This is a genomic window from Endozoicomonas sp. 8E (assembly GCF_032883915.1).
Lineage (GTDB): Bacteria > Pseudomonadota > Gammaproteobacteria > Pseudomonadales > Endozoicomonadaceae > Endozoicomonas_A.
Genome location: NZ_CP120717.1, coordinates 4068167 through 4086575 on the forward strand (window position 1 = coordinate 4068167; position 18409 = coordinate 4086575).

The 18409-nt window shown below is 49.2% G+C and carries 6 protein-coding genes; 5 read left to right on the forward strand and 1 reads right to left on the reverse strand.

Annotated elements, in window-relative coordinates:
* Positions 1-273 precede the first annotated feature (273 nt).
* Complete coding sequence (speD, locus tag P6910_RS13410; RefSeq protein ID WP_317141798.1) at positions 274-2556, forward strand: adenosylmethionine decarboxylase; 2283 nt, start codon at positions 274-276, stop codon at positions 2554-2556.
* A gap of 209 nt (positions 2557-2765) precedes the next feature.
* On the opposite strand, the gene P6910_RS13415 is transcribed toward speD, so the two are convergent.
* On the reverse strand, positions 2766-8678 hold the full coding sequence (locus tag P6910_RS13415) for a response regulator (RefSeq protein WP_317141799.1): 5913 nt from the start codon (positions 8676-8678) through the stop codon (positions 2766-2768).
* A 135-nt stretch (positions 8679-8813) separates the two neighbouring features.
* Here P6910_RS13415 and P6910_RS13420 point away from each other — a divergent pair, with 135 nt between their 5' ends.
* The 4 genes from P6910_RS13420 (at position 8814) to recD (ending at position 18404) form a co-directional block, all read left to right on the forward strand.
* Positions 8814-9098, forward strand: coding sequence for a hypothetical protein (locus tag P6910_RS13420; RefSeq protein ID WP_317141800.1), 285 nt, complete (start codon positions 8814-8816; stop codon positions 9096-9098).
* A 149-nt stretch (positions 9099-9247) separates the two neighbouring features.
* Positions 9248-12580: an exodeoxyribonuclease V subunit gamma gene (gene recC / locus P6910_RS13425; RefSeq protein WP_317141801.1), complete on the forward strand. Its 3333-nt coding sequence runs from the start codon at positions 9248-9250 to the stop codon at positions 12578-12580.
* The gene (recB, locus tag P6910_RS13430; RefSeq protein WP_317141802.1) at positions 12577-16338 is read left to right on the forward strand and encodes an exodeoxyribonuclease V subunit beta; all 3762 of its coding nucleotides are present in this window, start codon (positions 12577-12579) and stop codon (positions 16336-16338) included. Before recC ends, recB begins: the two co-directional genes overlap by 4 nt.
* Entirely contained in the window at positions 16335-18404 is a 2070-nt protein-coding gene (gene recD, locus P6910_RS13435; RefSeq protein ID WP_317141803.1) for an exodeoxyribonuclease V subunit alpha, read from the forward strand. Before recB ends, recD begins: the two co-directional genes overlap by 4 nt.
* Positions 18405-18409 lie beyond the last annotated feature (5 nt).

Sequence of the window (18409 nt, forward strand, 5' to 3'; positions counted from 1 at the left end):
TGAGCATTCATTTTCTTCAGCTATTCCCTACGAATAATCAAAAACCATTGTCGTTTTTCCTGAAACCTCCACAAGCCGGTAATCTGTGTTTCCAAGTAGCGCTACCGGCTTGAATGAACAAACAATCCAAAGATGTAAATTTCATGTCGTTTTGGAGAACGTTTTAGCTTTATTTATGAAATATCCGGTCTAGGATGAGTAGCGCCCTTAAAATGAATGGTTACGGCACGGATGCTTTTGTTTTAACTTTTAAAAATCAGGCAGAGTGCAGTTATGAACATTTCCAGATCCGGGTCAGGGGTCGCGATATTGTCAGCAATCTATGCCCTCTCTTGTCATGCTTTCTCCACAGGTGGTTCAACGGACAGTTCCATCGTTACAGAGGTTTCAAGTTGTTCTGAATTAACCCGTAGTGTCGACAGGGATGTGTGCAGCCGCCATTTACCTGCTTTTGAGGCGCTTATCAGGGAAAAGAGCAATCAGGTATCTCCGTCAACAGCTTTGCCAGGGACTTCTTCAGACTCTTCTTCAGGTATTCCCCCAACTTCTACTCCAATGTCTGAGCCAATGCCTGAAACAATCAAGATAATAAAAATATCTGCGTCAACACAAAAACCGGGTCATGAGTTTTTTAAAACTTCGCATCCAACATTGTTTATCTTTGATGCAGAGCAGTCGCCCGGTAAGGGAAAACCCGCCGTCTATGAATTACCACTGTCAGAGTCCATAACTGGCGATCACATGAGAATCAACAGTTTTCATCTGCCAGATAACTCAGCTTTTGTGGGGAACGGAGCAGATATTCTGCCAGAATTTGTGATTGAGGGAGGTCTGCAGAATCATTTTGTGATGTCGGTACCTCATCATGATTCTGTCTATTATCTGGCGAATATCGAAATTAATTCCAGAAAGCCTCTGGATAAAAGCGTTTCAACAACAGCTGCCACGGGACAGTCCGATACAACCCCGACCACACAGTATTATACACCGACAGGTATTATGGATCTGAGGGGCGCGGGTATTTTTGTTGCAGACAACATCAGGGTGGTAGTGGATCCGGCAGATAACGAGATGGGGATTAAACCGATATATCTCGGTTGTGCCCGTTATGATGACAGGGGAACAGAGGCAAATTTCATCTATCGATTTATGCACTCTGAATTTGATCTTCTGCAAGACGTACAGAGTTTAACCGGCATTCAGAACGCTGCATTGAATGTTGAATGTTTTGAGCAAACAGGGCAAGTACACTTGACCCTGAAAAACACTAAAACCGTCATAGCTGTACCCATTGGAACTGACACTCCCACACCCGGATCGCGACCAAGCAGTAGTGTGTTGTTCTCCATGAACTTATGGCCCAGAGAAAATGTTCTGAGCTTTGTCGATGCTACCTGTAACAGTGTCGTTGATCAGCATGGTAATGATCTATCCATTGACTCAGCTAATCCAGCAGATCCTTATCACTATATGGGTGGCGTTTTTGGCAGTAATAACTGTTCCAATAGCAAAATGGTTAAGGGACCCTTTGGATTAAAAAACAGAGAGCAGGCATGGGGTTGGATATCGGTTGCCGACACCGATCAACACAGTTGTACGACTCTGTTTGAGAAGGTTTATCAATCAGGATTTGCTTCAGTGAGCACATGGGCCCGGGCGGGTTTTGATGTTAAGTGTGATTCTTCCGTGCTAACACCCGGCTCATCACCCGCATTCATTCCTGATGCAGGTGATACGGGCGCTATGTTTATTAATAATATTGAAACAGCAAGATTACAAAGATTAGAAAGCTTAGCCACATGGGAAAAAGTCGGCTTAGGTGCTGGACTCTCTATTTTGAATCAGGCTATTACTCAAACCTGGTTCCATCTTTCAAAACTTATCAAGCAGGCCTGGATAAGACGTACCAGTCAGGTATTAGCGGCTACATTGGGTTTGGGTCTTCCGGCTCTCCCGTTGTTACCGGAATGTATTATTGGATTGAGAAGAAGGTCAGGACATAACCCACCAGGAGATCCTGGTCTATTGGGACGTCCAGATCTATATCAACCAGGTAATTTGTTAGCGATATCTTCCGTTACTCAAGGATCTGTTGCTGAATTAGCTGTTTCCATAGCGCATGATGAGCGTTGGCCCACCCACGACAAAACTTCCATCACTGGTGAAGAACAGCTTGATCACTTTATTACCCGCAACGGGATGACCTTTGCGGGCACACATTTGATCCTCGATTTTTGGGGAGCTGAAAAGCTGGATCACCCAGCTCTGATGGAACAAGCGCTGCGTGATGCAGTTGCAAAGGCAGGTGCTACCTTGTTGCATATCCATCTTCATCGCTTCGAGCCTAATGGAGGCATTTCTGGCGTTGCCATACTGGCTGAGTCGCATATCAGTGTGCACACTTGGCCAGAGAGGGATTTCGCGGCGTTCGATATCTTTGTGTGTGGTGATGCTAAGCCAGGATTAGCGATTCCGGTATTAAAGGCCGCCTTTAATCCTGACTCGGTTAATATGGTTGAGCACTTGCGCGGTCAGGTGCTCAGCGAAAGTGAGTAAAGCTTTTATCATTAAGCGGATATACCCATGGGCAAGTTTTTCAAAGAACCTTTTTACGATGCGCTGTGCCGAGAGTATAGCGTCGACAAAATGTACTTTAAAAGTGATGAACCGGCCGTAGTTCAATGGACACACAAAAATATTAGATACCATTAAGGTGTGTCCAAATGTCTGGAAAGAATTAAATTGTCGGGAATTGCTGCATTTTCTTAATGCTCGATTTCTGACTGAAAATCCTCAAGAATCTGCTCAGCTACTTCAAAATCATAGACTCTGATGCTTTTCTGCAGTCTGTCCAGTTTCTGTCTGTCAACCTTACCGTTCAGTCCGCCAACCAGTTCAGACAGAGACTCTGATGCAGAAACATCGCCTTCCTGTAGTTGAGTGATCATGGAACTCATCAGAAAGGACAAGCGTTCAACCTCGACCATACCTTCGCCTATAACTTCCTCTTCCGGGCCGTTCTCGACCAGCTGCTTAAGACTCTCCATCACTTCGTTAAAGGCATGCTCAAAACTTTCAACCAACACTTTTGAAGGCAATTCATCCCCGTTTCTCAAGGCCGCCTCCAAACGAGCCGCGGTAATATGCAACTGTTCTGCCCCAAGGCTGCCTCCAGCCCCCTTGATTCCATGTACAATAAAACAGGCACCCTGCCAATCCCGTCTATCCAGACAATTCAAGAGCTTCTGCAAGTCTTCTCTCTGATCCAGATAAAAGTTCACCAGCAACTGCCGGTATAAATCGACGTTCCCTCTAACCCGGTTCAGACCATTGTGGAGATGAATACCTTCCAGTTTCTCAAGATCTTCTGCAAACGCTTTCTGCTCTGATGCATTTGTTACAGCGAGGCTTGATGACTTTCCTTGTTCAGGCACCTGAAGCCAGCGATCTACCATTTCCTGCAACTCAGCAGGATTCAAAGGTTTGGAAATGTGATCATTCATCCCCACTTGCAGGCAACGCTCACGATCACCGGTCATGGCATGGGCCGTCATGGCAACAATCGGCAGATCTTTATCACCTGAATTTCGACGTATGACTCTGGTGGCTTGATAACCATCCATCAGGGGCATCTGAATATCCATGAAGACCAGATTAAAAGTTTTGGATTCAAGAATATCTACAGCCTCCTGACCATTATCTGCCAGGGTCACTTTCAGCCCCATACCTTCGAGCAGCTCACGGGCTACCTGCTGGTTAATCTCATTATCTTCCACCAGCAGAATATCACCATTGAACGTCTGCTTGCCGGCATTAGTGTCAATACCTTTGCGGCCGCCACCCGAGCTTTTATAATCAAGGGTGCGGAGGATGGTTTCTATCAACACAGAGCTGCTGGCAGGCTTGATCAGGAAAGCGTCCACCCTGCCAGAAGCTCTGACCATCACCTCTTCACGACCGTAGGCTGAAACCATGATCAATACAGGTGTAGAGTCAAGATCCATCGCTCTGATCTGTTCTGCCAGCTCAATGCCATCGGTACCAGGCATTCGCCAGTCCAACAGAGTCACGGTAACCGGATTATTCGAGTCAACATTGTGCTCTCTCAGGATATTAAGAGCCATTGAACTGTCACTGGCTTCCAGGGTTTCACAGCCAAAACTGTTGAGCTGGCTAACCAGTATCTTCCGGGCCTCATCCGTGTCATCGACGACCAGCACTCGCGTGCCGACCAGTGCCTGATCGTTAAGCCCAATCGGTACACCCAGACCCAGCTCAACATCAAATCTGAAGGTACTGCCCTGATCAATTTCGGACTCCACCTCAATATCACCATTCATCATATTGACCAGACTTCGACAGATGGCCAGACCAAGACCCGTACCCCCAAACTTACGGGTAGTGGAGCCGTCAACCTGAGAGAAAGACTCAAACAGTCGGGCCTGATGCTCATGACTGATACCGATACCGGTATCCTGTACTTCAAAACAGATTCTGGCGGTTTTTGAATTAAGCGACAGTAGTCTTACTAAAATCCTGACAGCCCCGACGTGGGTGAATTTCACAGCATTGTGAATCAGGTTAATCAATACCTGTCCAAGACGCAGAGGATCACCCCGGAGGTGGTCCGGAACATCCGGTGCAATGTCGTAGCTGAGTTCAATACCCTTCTCCTCTGCCCTGACGTTGGTGATGTCATAAACATTGTCAAAAACATCCTCAAGATTAAAATCAATGGTCTCCATATTGAGCTTTCCGGCTTCAATTCTGGAAAAATCAAGGATGTCATTAATAATGCCCAACAGGGCATGGGCAGAGGACTGGATTTTGGTGACATAATCCTGCTGCTTGTCAGACATATCTGTTTGCAACACCAGGTGGCTCAGGCCAATAATGGCATTCATTGGTGTTCGGATTTCATGGCTCATATTGGCCAGGAAGTTACTTTTCGCCTGGTTAGCCTGGTCTGCAGCTTCTTTGGCTTTATGAAGCGTTTCTTCAGCATGCTTGCGGTCAGTGATGTCACGCCCGGTAGCAGAGAGATAACCTTCACCTTCATACTCCATATAGTTCGCCGTCACTTCAACCGGGAAAACCTTGCCATCATGGGTTTTGCGCAGGGTCTCATAAGTCATCGCCTTGCGCATGGTCAGCTGATCCCAGAGCCGCTCCCAGGAGGTTTCCGTCACCGCAGGATTGATATCCATGATGCTGAGTTCCATCACCTGTGAGGTGGTATAGCCCAAGGCGCGGCAAGAAGACTCATTCACGTATTTATGGCTGCCATCATGCCGGAACCAGTGAATGAAGTCAGCAGCCCGATCCAGCGTGAAACGGGCCATCGACAGTTCACGCTCACGTTCCTTCTGCTCGGTAATATCCACCATGGTGCCCACTGCCCGCAGTGGATGACCCCTGCTATCGCGGAAAACGACCTTACCTTTGTTCCTGACCGTAGCGTAACTGCCATCCTTGCGTCTGATCCGGTATTCATAGACGAAGGCTTTATCCGAGTGAGCAAACTGGTCGTTAAAGAAGTCAACGGTCGCAATCTTGTCATCTGAGTGGATCAGCCGACGCCAGCCCCCTGGTGTATTTATCAGCTCTCCTGCCTCATAGCCAAGCATACTTTGATATCGGGGACTGAAATAGATACGTTCATTAGCGACATCCCAGTCCCAGAGACCATCCGAAGCAGCATCCATCGCCAGCTGATAGCGCTCTTCACTGGACCTCAGGGCATCTTCGGAGAGTTGTCTTGAACGCGCAACAGCCACCAGTTCACTGGCCCTGCGCAGGAGATCCACTTCATCGCTCAATAATTCGTCTTGGGTCTGGCGATTGAGGAAAATGACCCCACCTATCTCTTCAGCGAATAACGTCATGGCCACATGAATCCCTGCTACCACCCCGTCCTTACTAATACTTCTCAAAGATTCGCTTTTGGCTAACTGTTCACTATCAACACTCAATTTCAGTGCTGCTATACCATCTTCAGATGGCTGACTTGCCTGACTGAGTGCATCACGGAGCAACTCATTCAGGTCAGACATTTTAAGAGTTTTCCTGTCGGACCAGAAATGTTCAATGGCTGCATGTCCATCCGTTCTCGAATAAACCAGAGCTATGTCGTAACTCATAAAGACAGCCAATTTTCGAAGGAAATACTGAACAGCCTCTTCAAGCGGTTTGTTAATGAACTTTCTGGAAATATCACTGAGCAGGCGGTCCAGATCTGAACGGGCTTTCAACTCTTCTTCGGCACGTTCCCTTTCACCGATTTCCAGAGTCAGCCTCCGGTTCCAGTAAATAATGAGAATCAGCGTCACAAAAATCAGTAACAACCCGATAAACAGCTCCTTATTAGGCTGCCATCTCAGTTCCGTAATAGAGACCCAGCGACTGTTAATCTGCGACTTCTCTGCCTCAGTCAAACTGTCGACCGTTTTCTGTAGAATGGAACCCAGCATGGGCCAGTCATTGCGACTGCCAAGAGCATATTCATATTCAAAACCTGCCTCACCCACCACGCGAAGATTGGTGACTTTGAGTCGATCAAGCTCAAAACTGGAAGCTGCAATGTCGGCAATCACCGCATCCAGGGCACCGCTGGAAACCCGGTTAATACCACCACTGAGACTGGCCACCGGCTTGAAATTAATACCGGGATTTTTCGCTCTAAAATAATCAAGAGAAGCACTGCCGGGCACATAACCCACATCGCGTCCTCTCAGATCCCGAATATTTTCAATGGTTTTATCCGAGGTTCTGGCCAGAATCACGGAAGGCACCCTGAACAACGGGCTGGTGAAGTCAAGATAGCGACTACGCTCGTCTGTCTTCTGTGCCATACCCAGCACATCGGTTTCGTGACGATAGGCACGACCCAGAGATTCGGTCCAGACCTTGGAGGGGTTGAGACGAAATGTTAAACCCAAACGATCTTCAAGAAGATGAATATAATCAACCGCTATGCCCTGATAATTCCCTTCTTCGTCCTGAAAAAGGAACGGAGGGTGATCCGCCTGCACATCAATCTGGATAATACGATTCCTGTCCAACCAGCGACGCTCCGCTTCGGTCAGGTTGACATTGGTAACGCCCTTGCCAAAATACCGGTTATCACTGTTAACAATCCAGCGTTCTTCAATCTTACGGTATTCTTCTGGCGAGATATCTCCCAGCCCAGTATTTACCAGAGTAATCAGATCATCTGTTCTATCGGCAGCTACTCCAGCACCAATCGCCTCATTCATATTGAAGTATTTGCCACTTTTGAGCTCACCGATCAGCCCCAGAGCGCCCAGGGCAGACTCAACCACCACAGGCTCAGCCAGGAGCGCATCAATATCACCCTTAAACAGACTCTGGATCAGCTCAATGACATTATCACGGGTTACCAGTTTGACCCCCGGAAGCCATTTTTCGACAAATTCTTCATGGCTGGAGTCTGTAACAACGCCCAGCCTTTTGCCTTCCAGATCAGGCCCCAGATCATTGAGAGTCTGGTTACTGCGATAGTAAATTCGTGAATTGATGCCATAGAATGGATTGGACATACGCATCCACTCACTGCGAGCCCGGGAGGGCGAAATACTCCCGAGAACATCTACCTTGCCACGCTTCAGTGCCTGAATGATCTCGGTTTGTTCTCCCATTCTAAAGCGAACAGGCGTAGAAGTTTTTTCTGACCACTTTCGCCAGATGTCTACGTACATGCCTGCCGGTTTACCCAGCGCATTCACAAAAGACAGCGGGGATGAGGCTGTTTCCAGAGCAATAGCCAGTTTGCCAGAAGTTTGGCCATCATCCCCAAGCCAGTTCTCGAATACCAGACTCTTGCGGTCTTGCGGTATCATTTCCATACCACTTTCAATGATAGAACCCAGGGCAGAACGTTCTTTATTAATCCCGGCCAGAAGTGAAACAGGGGTATTCAGAGGCGATTCATAAGGCGAGTATTCAGAGCTGACCCCCCGGCTTTCCAGATAATACCCCAATAAATCTGCATTACCGGCAAACAGCGTCACCTTCCGGGCAGCAATGTCGTCAATCATTAAATGTTGATTGTCATACTCTTTCAGACGGACATCAGGAAACCGCTTAATGATCCTGTCTTTCAAGTAGTCATTGTCCAGAATAGCCACCTGATGCTCTGACAACAGCTCCTCAATGGGTTTGGGGGTAATGTCGTTGCGGATAAACAAAGCCCTGCGACTCTGGAAAATCTCGCGGGTCATCACACCTATTTCGGTGACTTCATCTGCCGGCCCAAGCAGAGCAATGACATCAATTTCATTATTTTTAAGTAGATCGATCGCCTGTTGTCGAGCCATGGGATAGAACTTGACGGGCACGCCCACCTGTTCAGACCACTCCCGCCAGAGGTCGAGTATCAGACCGTCCGGTTCACCGGCATCATTGGTGAAAGCCCAGGGCAGAGAGTCTTGCGTATAAGCAATTTTCAGAGGTTTGAAATAACTGGAGTCCGACTTGAGCCTGCCGTCATCAGCCCGGGCTGAAAATGACAAAGTACAGAAAAAAATCAGGCTAACGAAGTAAAAAATCAGGCCACGTTTTCTTTTTATAGTGAAAACAGGCTCTTCACCGAAGGCTTCCAGACTGACCACCGGTTCAGGACTGTTTTCACGCTCAAGGCTTTTTAGAGCGTATGACATAAGAGCTCGTTCTGGGTCTATAGGACTTGGCACGAACATTTTACCTGGAATCAACGGCTATGCCACCGAGGGAAGTACGCAATTTTACAGACAAGAACCTAGAATGAATAAAGGAATACCTATTCTGGATGAATCATGGATATTGAAAAACGATCCCAACAAAGCCTTGATGAGAGTAAAAACTGCATTCTTGAGGCCCAAAACCTGATGGACAAAATGGCCGCCCTGCGAGGAAAGCTAAACATCCAGGAGGGCGCAGGCAGGCGCTACCTGCAAAGAATCAAGCCTGATGAAGCCAGCCTGAAAACCGCTGAAAAGGAAATTGCCAGCCAATACACAGGGAAAAGCAGCAACCCGGAAAGGAAGAAAAAGAAGCACAAGAACCTTATGAATGCCCTGCACAGACATGGCAGGGCCTGATCAGGAAGGCAGGCAGGCAGATTGTGTTTACTGACTGAAAGCATTGTTTTTTTCACCTTAAAGCCTTCGTACTCATCCATTTGTGTTGACATAACCCACCAGAACATGAAGAGTTAGAACCTTCATAGATACAGGCTGATTGTCCTTTCGTGTTCACTATTTATCACTCTAACCAGCTTGACCTGCTTAAAGACCTGCTGATTGACCTGATACAGCGGGACCCTCTTCCCAACCCACTGGAAGATGAACAGATTCTTGTTCAGAGTCCCGGCATGGCCCAGTGGCTTCGGCAGGAACTGGCTCAATCCATGGGCATTGCAGCATCTCTCAATTTTCCGTTGCCCGCCAGTTTTCTCTGGGACATGTTCGTCAAGGTGTTACCGGATGTCCCGAGACGCTCAGCCTTTAACAAGGAAGCCATGACCTGGAAGCTGATGTCATTGCTGCCCGACATGCTGGAGGAAGAGGCCTTCAAGCCTCTCAGGCACTATCTGGCCGATGATAGCGACACCGTGCGCTGTTACCAGCTGGCAGGCAAGGTAGCGGATATTTTTGACCAATATCTGGTCTATCGTCCGGAATGGATTGCTGACTGGGAACAGGGAAAGGATAAGACAGCAAGAGATCAGCTCTGGCAACCTTTACTCTGGCGAGCACTGGTCTCAAGAACGGCCGAAGCGGGCCAGTCACACTGGCACCGGGCCAATATGCATCACAGTTTTTTGAGCGCGCTGGAGAATGACTCTCATAAACACTCTCTTCACAAACAAGACCTGCCCCGCAGGCTATTTGTTTTCGGGATTTCTGCACTCCCCCCGCATTTTGTAGAAACCCTGAAAGCACTGGGTCAGCAAACCGATGTCCATCTCATGGTCTGCAACCCCTGCCAATACTATTGGGGTGACGAAAAAGACCCTAAATATCTTGCCAGACTCGCGACCCGGCTCTTTAGTAAAAAAGTCAGCCAATCGATGGCTCATAAAGCTGAAGGCGCTTCACAACAGACTGACCTGTTCGACTCCCTGGTTGATGAGCAAAGCAACCCTCTGTTAGCCTCCATGGGCAAGCTGGGCAGAGATTACATACATCAGCTGCATGACCTGGACGCAACCGAGATCATGGCCTTTGTTGATGGTCAGGAAGATTCACTGCTGCACCAGATTCAGAAAGATATCCTCGACCTGACCGACAGAACTCTTGAAGGTCCCGTCACTATTGCCCCTGATGATCAGTCTCTGGTTCTCCATAACTGCCACAGTGCGCTCAGGGAAGTGGAAGTTCTTCATGACCAGTTGTTAAGACTGTTTGAACGGAATCCTGATCTCACACCCAGAGATGTTGTTGTCATGCTGCCTGATGTGGATCAATACAGCCCCTGGATTCAGGCTGTTTTTGGTGGACTGCCGGATCATCACAATAATCCACGCTATATCCCCTTTGCTATTTCAGATCGAAGCGCCCGCCAGGAATTTCCTCTGCTGAAAGGCTTACTGGAACTGCTTGACCTGGACAATCAGCGCTGTGGTGCCCAGGAAATGCTGGAACTTCTCGAAATTCCAGCCATTCAAAGACGCTTCCAGATTGATGAAAAGGGCTTTGAACTCTTGCGCCGATGGATCGATGAATCAGGCATTCGCTGGGGATTAAGCCCTGAACACCAGAGTGGCTTTGGCGTCCCACCAAGAGAAAGTAACTCCTGGCTCTTTGGCCTTAAGCGGATGCTGCTGGGTTATGCGCTGCCGGAAGAGGCCGGACTTTTTTCGGGTATACTGCCACTGGATTCTTCACAGGGAATGAATGCGGTTCTGAGCGGACAGCTGGCGGCTTTTGTTGAAGAAGCCTCTGAACTGATTCTGCAACTCAACGAATCTCGCTCCATTGAAAGCTGGACACTCTTTATCAATCAAATACTGGAAAACTTCTTTGAACCCAATGAAGAAGACGAATACGCACTGAAACTGGTCCGAAGCTCACTGGAACATCTGACAGAGCAAGTTCGGGATGCAGGTTATACCGACAGGTTATCCCGGCCCGTCTTACTGGATTACCTGACAGAACGACTGACCAGCGAACGAAGCAGCCAGAAATTTCTTTCAGGCCGTGTCAATTTCTGCACCCTGATGCCCATGCGATCCATTCCTTTCAAAGTGGTGTGTCTGCTGGGTATGAATGACGGTGCCTATCCAAGAAGCATTCCTCCGGCCGGTTTTGACCTGATGACAGAAAGCCCCCGACGGGGTGATCGCTCTCGCCGTGAAGACGACCGATACCTGTTTCTGGAAGCCTTGCTATCGGCCCGCCAGACGTTCTACATCAGTTACACGGGTCGAAGCATTAAAGACAACAGTGAACGCATACCCTCAGTACTGGTAACGGAACTGCAGGAATATTGCAGCCAGTTTTTCCCCGATGAAGGGGCTTTGCATCATCTGATCACAGAACACCGGCTGCAACCCTTCAGTCAGGAGAACTTCACCCCGGACAGCGGCCTGTTCAGTTACGCCAAAGAGTGGCTACCGAATGCCAGCAACCCCACTGAATCATCCGCTCCTTTTCTGGCTTCACCACTGAGCACTCGAGAAATGCCGGAAGCACTTGAAGTCCCGGAATTATTGAGATTCTTTCGTAATCCCAGCCAATATTTCTGCAACCGAAGATTAAAAGTCTTCTTCGAGCAGGGAGACACCCTGCTGGTCGAAACTGAACCTTTTGCCCTGGATGCACTGGATACCTATTGGCTCAAAACTTCCATGCTGGACACTCTATTGGCAGAGGGGAGTCTGGACAGCCTCCGGGAAAAATTAAACGCCACTGGCACACTCCCCCATGGAGCCTTTGGTGAGCTGCTTCTGGAAGACCAGCAGAATGCCATCTCTCCGCTCGTGGAAAAGCTGAGGGATGCCGCCCTTGCCCCCCTGGATGATATTGAGGTCAATCTGTCACTAGCCGGTATCAAGGTCACTGGCTGGCTAAAACAGCATTACTCATTTGCAGGTCACAATTCCGGGCTGCTGCGCTACCGGGCTGCGGGGCTTAAGGCAAAAGACAAACTCTTCGCCTGGATTGAACATCTCTTGTATTGTGCTTCTCTGGAAAGTGAATCACACAGCGGTGGCCATACCCGTTTGATGGGACTGGATGATGAGATCCTGTTTACCCCCGTTGCCCGACAACAGGCCAGAGCCTACCTTAGCGATCTCGTGTCTCTCTATCTGCAGGGGCAAACCCGGCCTGTTCCTTTCTTCCCAACGACCTCACAGGCGTGGCTGGAAAAAGAAGACGACGAAGAAAAAGCACACAAAGCGGCTGAAAACGCCTTTTATGGGGGTTTTAAGGTTCACGGCGAAGTTGAGAATGCTTACATCCACAGGACGTTTCCTGAACTGGAACCTATCTTTGACGAATTTACTAACCTGAGTCGTCTTATTCTCGAGCCCATGACCCGGACGATGGAAGTGGTTTCAGAGGGAAGCCGTAAATGACTACTGATACCACTCAACAGCCTGCAGCGGAAAACCACTCCATGGCGGAAGTAGCCAATCAACCACTACAGCTGGATGCCCGAACCTTCCCCCTGCATGGAAACCGCTTGATCGAAGCCAGTGCAGGAACAGGCAAAACCTACACAATTGCCAATCTTTTTCTCAGGCTGGTCCTTGGGCACGGACCTGAGCATAACCATAAAATATCAGCCCACTGCCAGCCTTTGACAGTGGACCAGATTCTGGTAGTCACCTTCACCGAGGCAGCCACTGAAGAGCTGAGAGATCGAATTCGTGCCCGACTTCATCAAGCCAGAGAAGCGTTTGAAAAAGGTCTGAAGGATGATGACTTCATAGCAACATTGATGGACGACCTTGATCGTCACTCAGAAAGAGCACGACTATTGCTGGCCGCAGAGCGTCAGATGGATGAGGCAGCGGTATTCACCATACACGGCTTCTGTCAGAGAATGCTGAAACAACATGCCTTTGAAAGTGGCACGCTGTTTACCAATGAGTTGATTACCGACGAATCCCACCTGCTGGAGCAGTCAGCCGCTGACTTCTGGCGCACCGAACTTTACCCACTGGACAAGCCTCTGGCACGACTGGCGCGATCTGTCTGGAAAACCCCTGGCGATCTGCTTAACGATCTCCGAGGGCTATTGGGTAAACCGGGGCTGCAAGTCAAAACCGGTGCAATGCCTGATACCCTTGAAGGTTTCAACCAAAAGTTTGTTGAACCCGCTGTGGCCATCAGAAATTTATGGCGTGACGATCGCAATACCATAGAAGATCAGCTGCTGTCTTGTGGTCTCAGTAAAAGAAGCAAACCTTTCACGCGAATAGCCAAAATGGCAGCTTTTGCCGATAGCGATGCCCTCTTCCCGGTTCTTGGCAAAAACGAGAGCTGGGAAATCTATGGCAGGGAGATTCTGGAAAAGGCCCTGTCCAAAAAAGGCCAACTGCCCGGGCACAGGGTTTTTGGTCTCATCGAAAATCTGCTGGATCAGCCCTTCAGCATACAGGATGCCTTCAAAAGCATGATGCTCGCCAGAGCCCTGTCCAGCATTCAGCAGAGAAGCCTGTCGATCAAAAACCAGAAGCATCAGATGTCTTTTAACGACCTTCTGACCCGTCTCCATCAGGCACTGCATCAAGGTTACGGCGAACAGTTGGCAAACAGGCTGCGAATCCAGTTTCCGGTGGCCATGATCGATGAGTTTCAGGATACCGACCCACTGCAGTATGCTATCTTCAGCCGAATCTATCCCGCTCACTCAAGCCCGGACCGTGATGCCGGACTGTTTATGATAGGCGACCCCAAACAGGCCATCTATGCTTTCAGGGGCGCCGATATTTTCACTTATATGCAGGCCAGAAAGCAGGTTTCAGCACACTACTCACTGGATACCAACTGGCGCTCCAGCAGCAGCATGGTGCACAGTGTAAACCGGATTTTTGAGCAGTGTCTGCAAACATCCGCTGATACAAGTCGTCCTCCTTTTATCTACAAAGACATTCCCTTTTTATCCGTCAAACCTTCACCGAAAGCTGACCGTCAACGGCTGTTGGAAGCAAACGCTGAGGTTCCGGCGCTGACAATCTGGTGGCAGGATAACGACGGCACTGCGGTGGGCAAAACAGATTATGAGCAGACAATGACTCTGGCGACAGCCGATGAAGTCAACCGATTGCTGAGCCTGGCTCAGGCTACCATTCATTCAGACCAACGGCAAAAGTCTTTAAAAGCCGGAGATATTGCCATTCTGGTAAGAACCGGCCGACAAGGCCTGATGATCAGGGAAGCCTTGGCAAAACAGGGGATTCCCAGTGTTTATCTGAGCAGCAGTGACTCGGTGTTTGCCTCAAATGAAGCGGTTGATGTGCTAAGAATTCTCACTGCCTGCCTCAATCCGGGCCACGATAGAATCTTAAGATCCGCCCTAGCAACGCCATTGTTGGATCTGACGGCTGAGGCCCTGGATGCACTGAATGAAAATGAGCTTGCCTGGGAAGAGGCCGTCGAAGAGTTTTCCAACTACCACCAGATCTGGATGAAGCAGGGTGTTCTGCCCATGCTCAGAGTCATGGTGCAAAAACGCAAACTGGCAGAAAAGCTGTTAGCAAAAGGCCATGGCGAGCGACGTCTGACAGACCTGCTGCATGTGGGTGAGCTGCTGGCAGCAGCCAGCCTCGAGCTGGAGAGCCCCCACGCTCTGCAGAGATGGCTGTCTGAACACCTGAGCAAGCCGGACACCAATGCCGATGAGCAGCAGCTGCATCTTGAAAGCGAACGCAACCGGGTCCAGATTGTCACCATCCATAAATCCAAGGGGCTGGAATACCCTGTCGTGTTTTTGCCCTATATCTGTAGTTTCAGGGAAGCGGAAGAGCCGGTTTATCATGACAGCCAGCACACCACCTTAGACCTATCCGGTGATGATCAGGCCCTGATTAAAGCCGATGAAGAAAGACTGGCTGAAGACATTCGACTGTTGTATGTAGCACTCACTCGTTCAGTTCATCGTTGCTACATGGGCATGGCTCCCGTCAAAAGTGGTTCGGGACGGAAAGGTGACCTGACCGATCTGCACAGAACGGCCATTGGCTGGTTGTTGAACGGCCCTGAAGTGCTTGATTATGCAACACTGGAGCAGAAACTGAACCATTTGGCCGAAAGCCACCCTGCCATTGATTTCCAACCCGTTGAAGACCTTCAACTGCCTCTTTACCAGAGCGAATCTGAAGAGGCTCCTCATCTTGTCGCAGCAGAGTTCCGGGGTTGCATCCAGAAGGACTGGTGGGTCACCAGCTATTCCGCATTGTCCAGAACCTCCCACTCTCATAAAAAAGAGCAAAGTCACCACAAAGTTCAGGAGCCTGATGCCTCTCTGGAAACAGCCGGTCTGGATATCGAAGTAATCAATGAGGCAGAAGCAGCTTTTACCGATGAGCAAAAGGCCGAAACGGAAACATTGGATATTTTCACTTTTCCAAAAGGCGCTCGACCCGGTACCTTTCTGCACGCTCTGTTCGAAAATCTCGAAGATCTGACAGCAGATACATTGAATGACCTGCCCCGGGATTTATCCAGCTATGTTCTTGAACAATTGCAAATGGAAGGCTTTGATGAGAAGTGGTGTTCTACCCTCGACAATATGCTCGATCATTGCCTGAGAGCGCCATTGAACGACAGCGGACTCACTCTGGGTGATCTGCCCAAGCGTTCCAAAAAAGTTGAGATGGAGTTTTATCTGCCAGTGAGCAGACTCAGAGCCAGAGAACTAAACGCTATCCTGCATTCGGAGGACAGACTGTCAGCCGAGGCAGGGTTACTGGACTTTGTAACCGTGAAAGGCATGTTAAAAGGCTTTATCGATCTGACCTTTGAACATGATGGCCGCTGGTATGTTCTCGATTACAAGTCAAACTGGCTCGGAGACCAGCTCGCCGATTACACTCGGGAAAACATGCAGAAGGTCATGATTGAGCACCGTTACGATCTTCAATACCAGCTCTATTCACTGGCACTGCACAGGCAGCTGAGTAGCAGACTGCCAGATTATGACTTTGAGCAACATTTCGGAGGGGTTTATTACCTGTTTCTCAGAGGTATCCGAAAAGATGAGCCAGGCCAGCCGGGCATTTTCCACTGTCGCCCCAGTAAAACCCTGATTGAAAAACTGGATCGTCTTTTTTATGGAGACTCTGCCCTGAGTGAAGAAGGCGCCACCAAAACCGGAGTCTCTTCATGATCAATGCCATTAAGCATCTTTACCAGCAAGGCAAGATTCGCCCCCTGGATTACCAGTTTGCCCGTTTTATTCATGAACTGGACGACACACCCTGTGTGGTAATGGTGGCAGCCCTCATCAGTCATGAGCTGGGTCGAGGCAACCTCTGTCTGGAGTTCAGTCATTTATTTCACAAGCCACTGTTCGAATTGAGTCTGGCAAACAGCAACGCACTCAGGGCTTTAGCAGACATTGACAGTCAATCCGAAGACAAACTGATCAGTCTTCTGCTCTCAAGCTCTGTTATCAGCAAAGGTGAAACCAATACGCCTCTGATTCTCGACGCTAAGCGACTCTACCTCTATCGATACTGGCAACATGAGTGCCTGGTTGCCCGACACCTGCTCAAAGAGGTAAAACAGTCAGAAGACTTTCAGGAAACCCGAACCATTCTGGATCGACTGTTTCAGCGAAACTATTCCACTCTTCTTGAGAATCGTCCCGATACCAGCGATTCGAAAGCCCTCCGGGAATACCTCATAAAATGGCTCGATGTAGAATTTCCTGAGGCCATTGACTGGCAAGAATGTATCCAGACGCTGCTGTCTGCCAGAGAGACTGCAGACCTTAAGGTTTTCGATCAAACAATCCCGCAACACTATTGCCTGAACTGGCAGAAAGTAGTAGCGGCCATGGCAGCGACTCAACCTCTGGTCATCATCAGTGGTGGACCAGGAACAGGTAAAACAACAACGGTCACAAGACTGCTGGCCATGCTGGTTGAGAAAGGACTGAAGAGTGACAAAATACCGGACATCCGACTGGTGGCACCCACTGGTAAAGCCTCTGCCCGGCTCACTGAATCAATGGGGGGCGCCCTGCCCGCTCTTCATTGCAGTGAAGAGGTCCGTAAGCTGATTCCAAGTCAGGCTGGCACGATTCATAGGCTATTGGGTGTTATCCCTAACCGACCAGAATTTCGCCACAACGCCAGCAACCCTCTGCATCTGGATGTTCTGGTAGTGGATGAAGCCTCTATGGTTGATCTGACACTGATGCGTCAACTGCTGGATGCACTGCCTGATCATGCCAGGATCATATTGCTGGGTGACAGGGATCAGCTGGCTTCTGTTGATGCTGGCAGTGTACTGGGTGATATTTGTTCTGCGGCTGAGGGTGGTTATTCACAAGCTCAGGCTGACACACTGGAACGATTAACCGGCTTTGATCTAAAGTCATGGACAACACGACAAATGTCCACAGTAAAAGAGAACGATGTAACAGCGTTTTTTTCAGAAAGAAATCGGGCCATCAATGACCGCTTCTGCCAGCTTCAGAAAAGTTACCGATTTGATGACCGATCGGGCATCGGCTCGCTGGCCAAGGCTGTCAACCAAGGCGACACCAGACTGACAAAGAAGGTATTTCAGCAAACATTTGATGATATTGCCCTGCACCCGGTGGACGATAGCAGCTACCAGCAACTGATGTCACTCTGTGCACAGGGCTATACCCCCTATCTTCAGGCCATTAATGATCAGCAAGATGAAAAAACGGTTCTGGATGCCTTTAACCGTTTTCGCTTGCTCTGTGCACTAAGGGAGGGTCGCTGGGGTGTTGAAGGACTCAATGATGGCATTCGCTCAGCTCTGGCAAGGTGCAACCTGATTCCATCAGAAGGCTTATGGTATGTCGGCCGCCCGGTACTGATTACCCGAAATGCCCATGACCTCGGCCTGTACAACGGTGATATTGGCATTGCTCTTCCTGATCACAATGGCCGCCTGAAAGTGGTCTTTGAATTACCCGACGGTAGCCTCAAGCATCTACTGCCCAGTCGGTTGCCAGAGCATCAGACGGTCTTTGCCATGACAATACACAAGAGCCAGGGGTCAGAATTCCCTCACACCGTCATGGCACTTCCAGAACAGATGACACCGATTCTTACCCGGGAACTGGTTTATACCGGCATCACCCGGGCCAAGGCCAGACTGGATCTGTTTGCACTGCCGCAGATTCTGTTCAAAGCCATTCAACATAAGACCCTGCGTTCATCAGGATTGAAAGACAGGCTCATTAACCACTAAAGCTC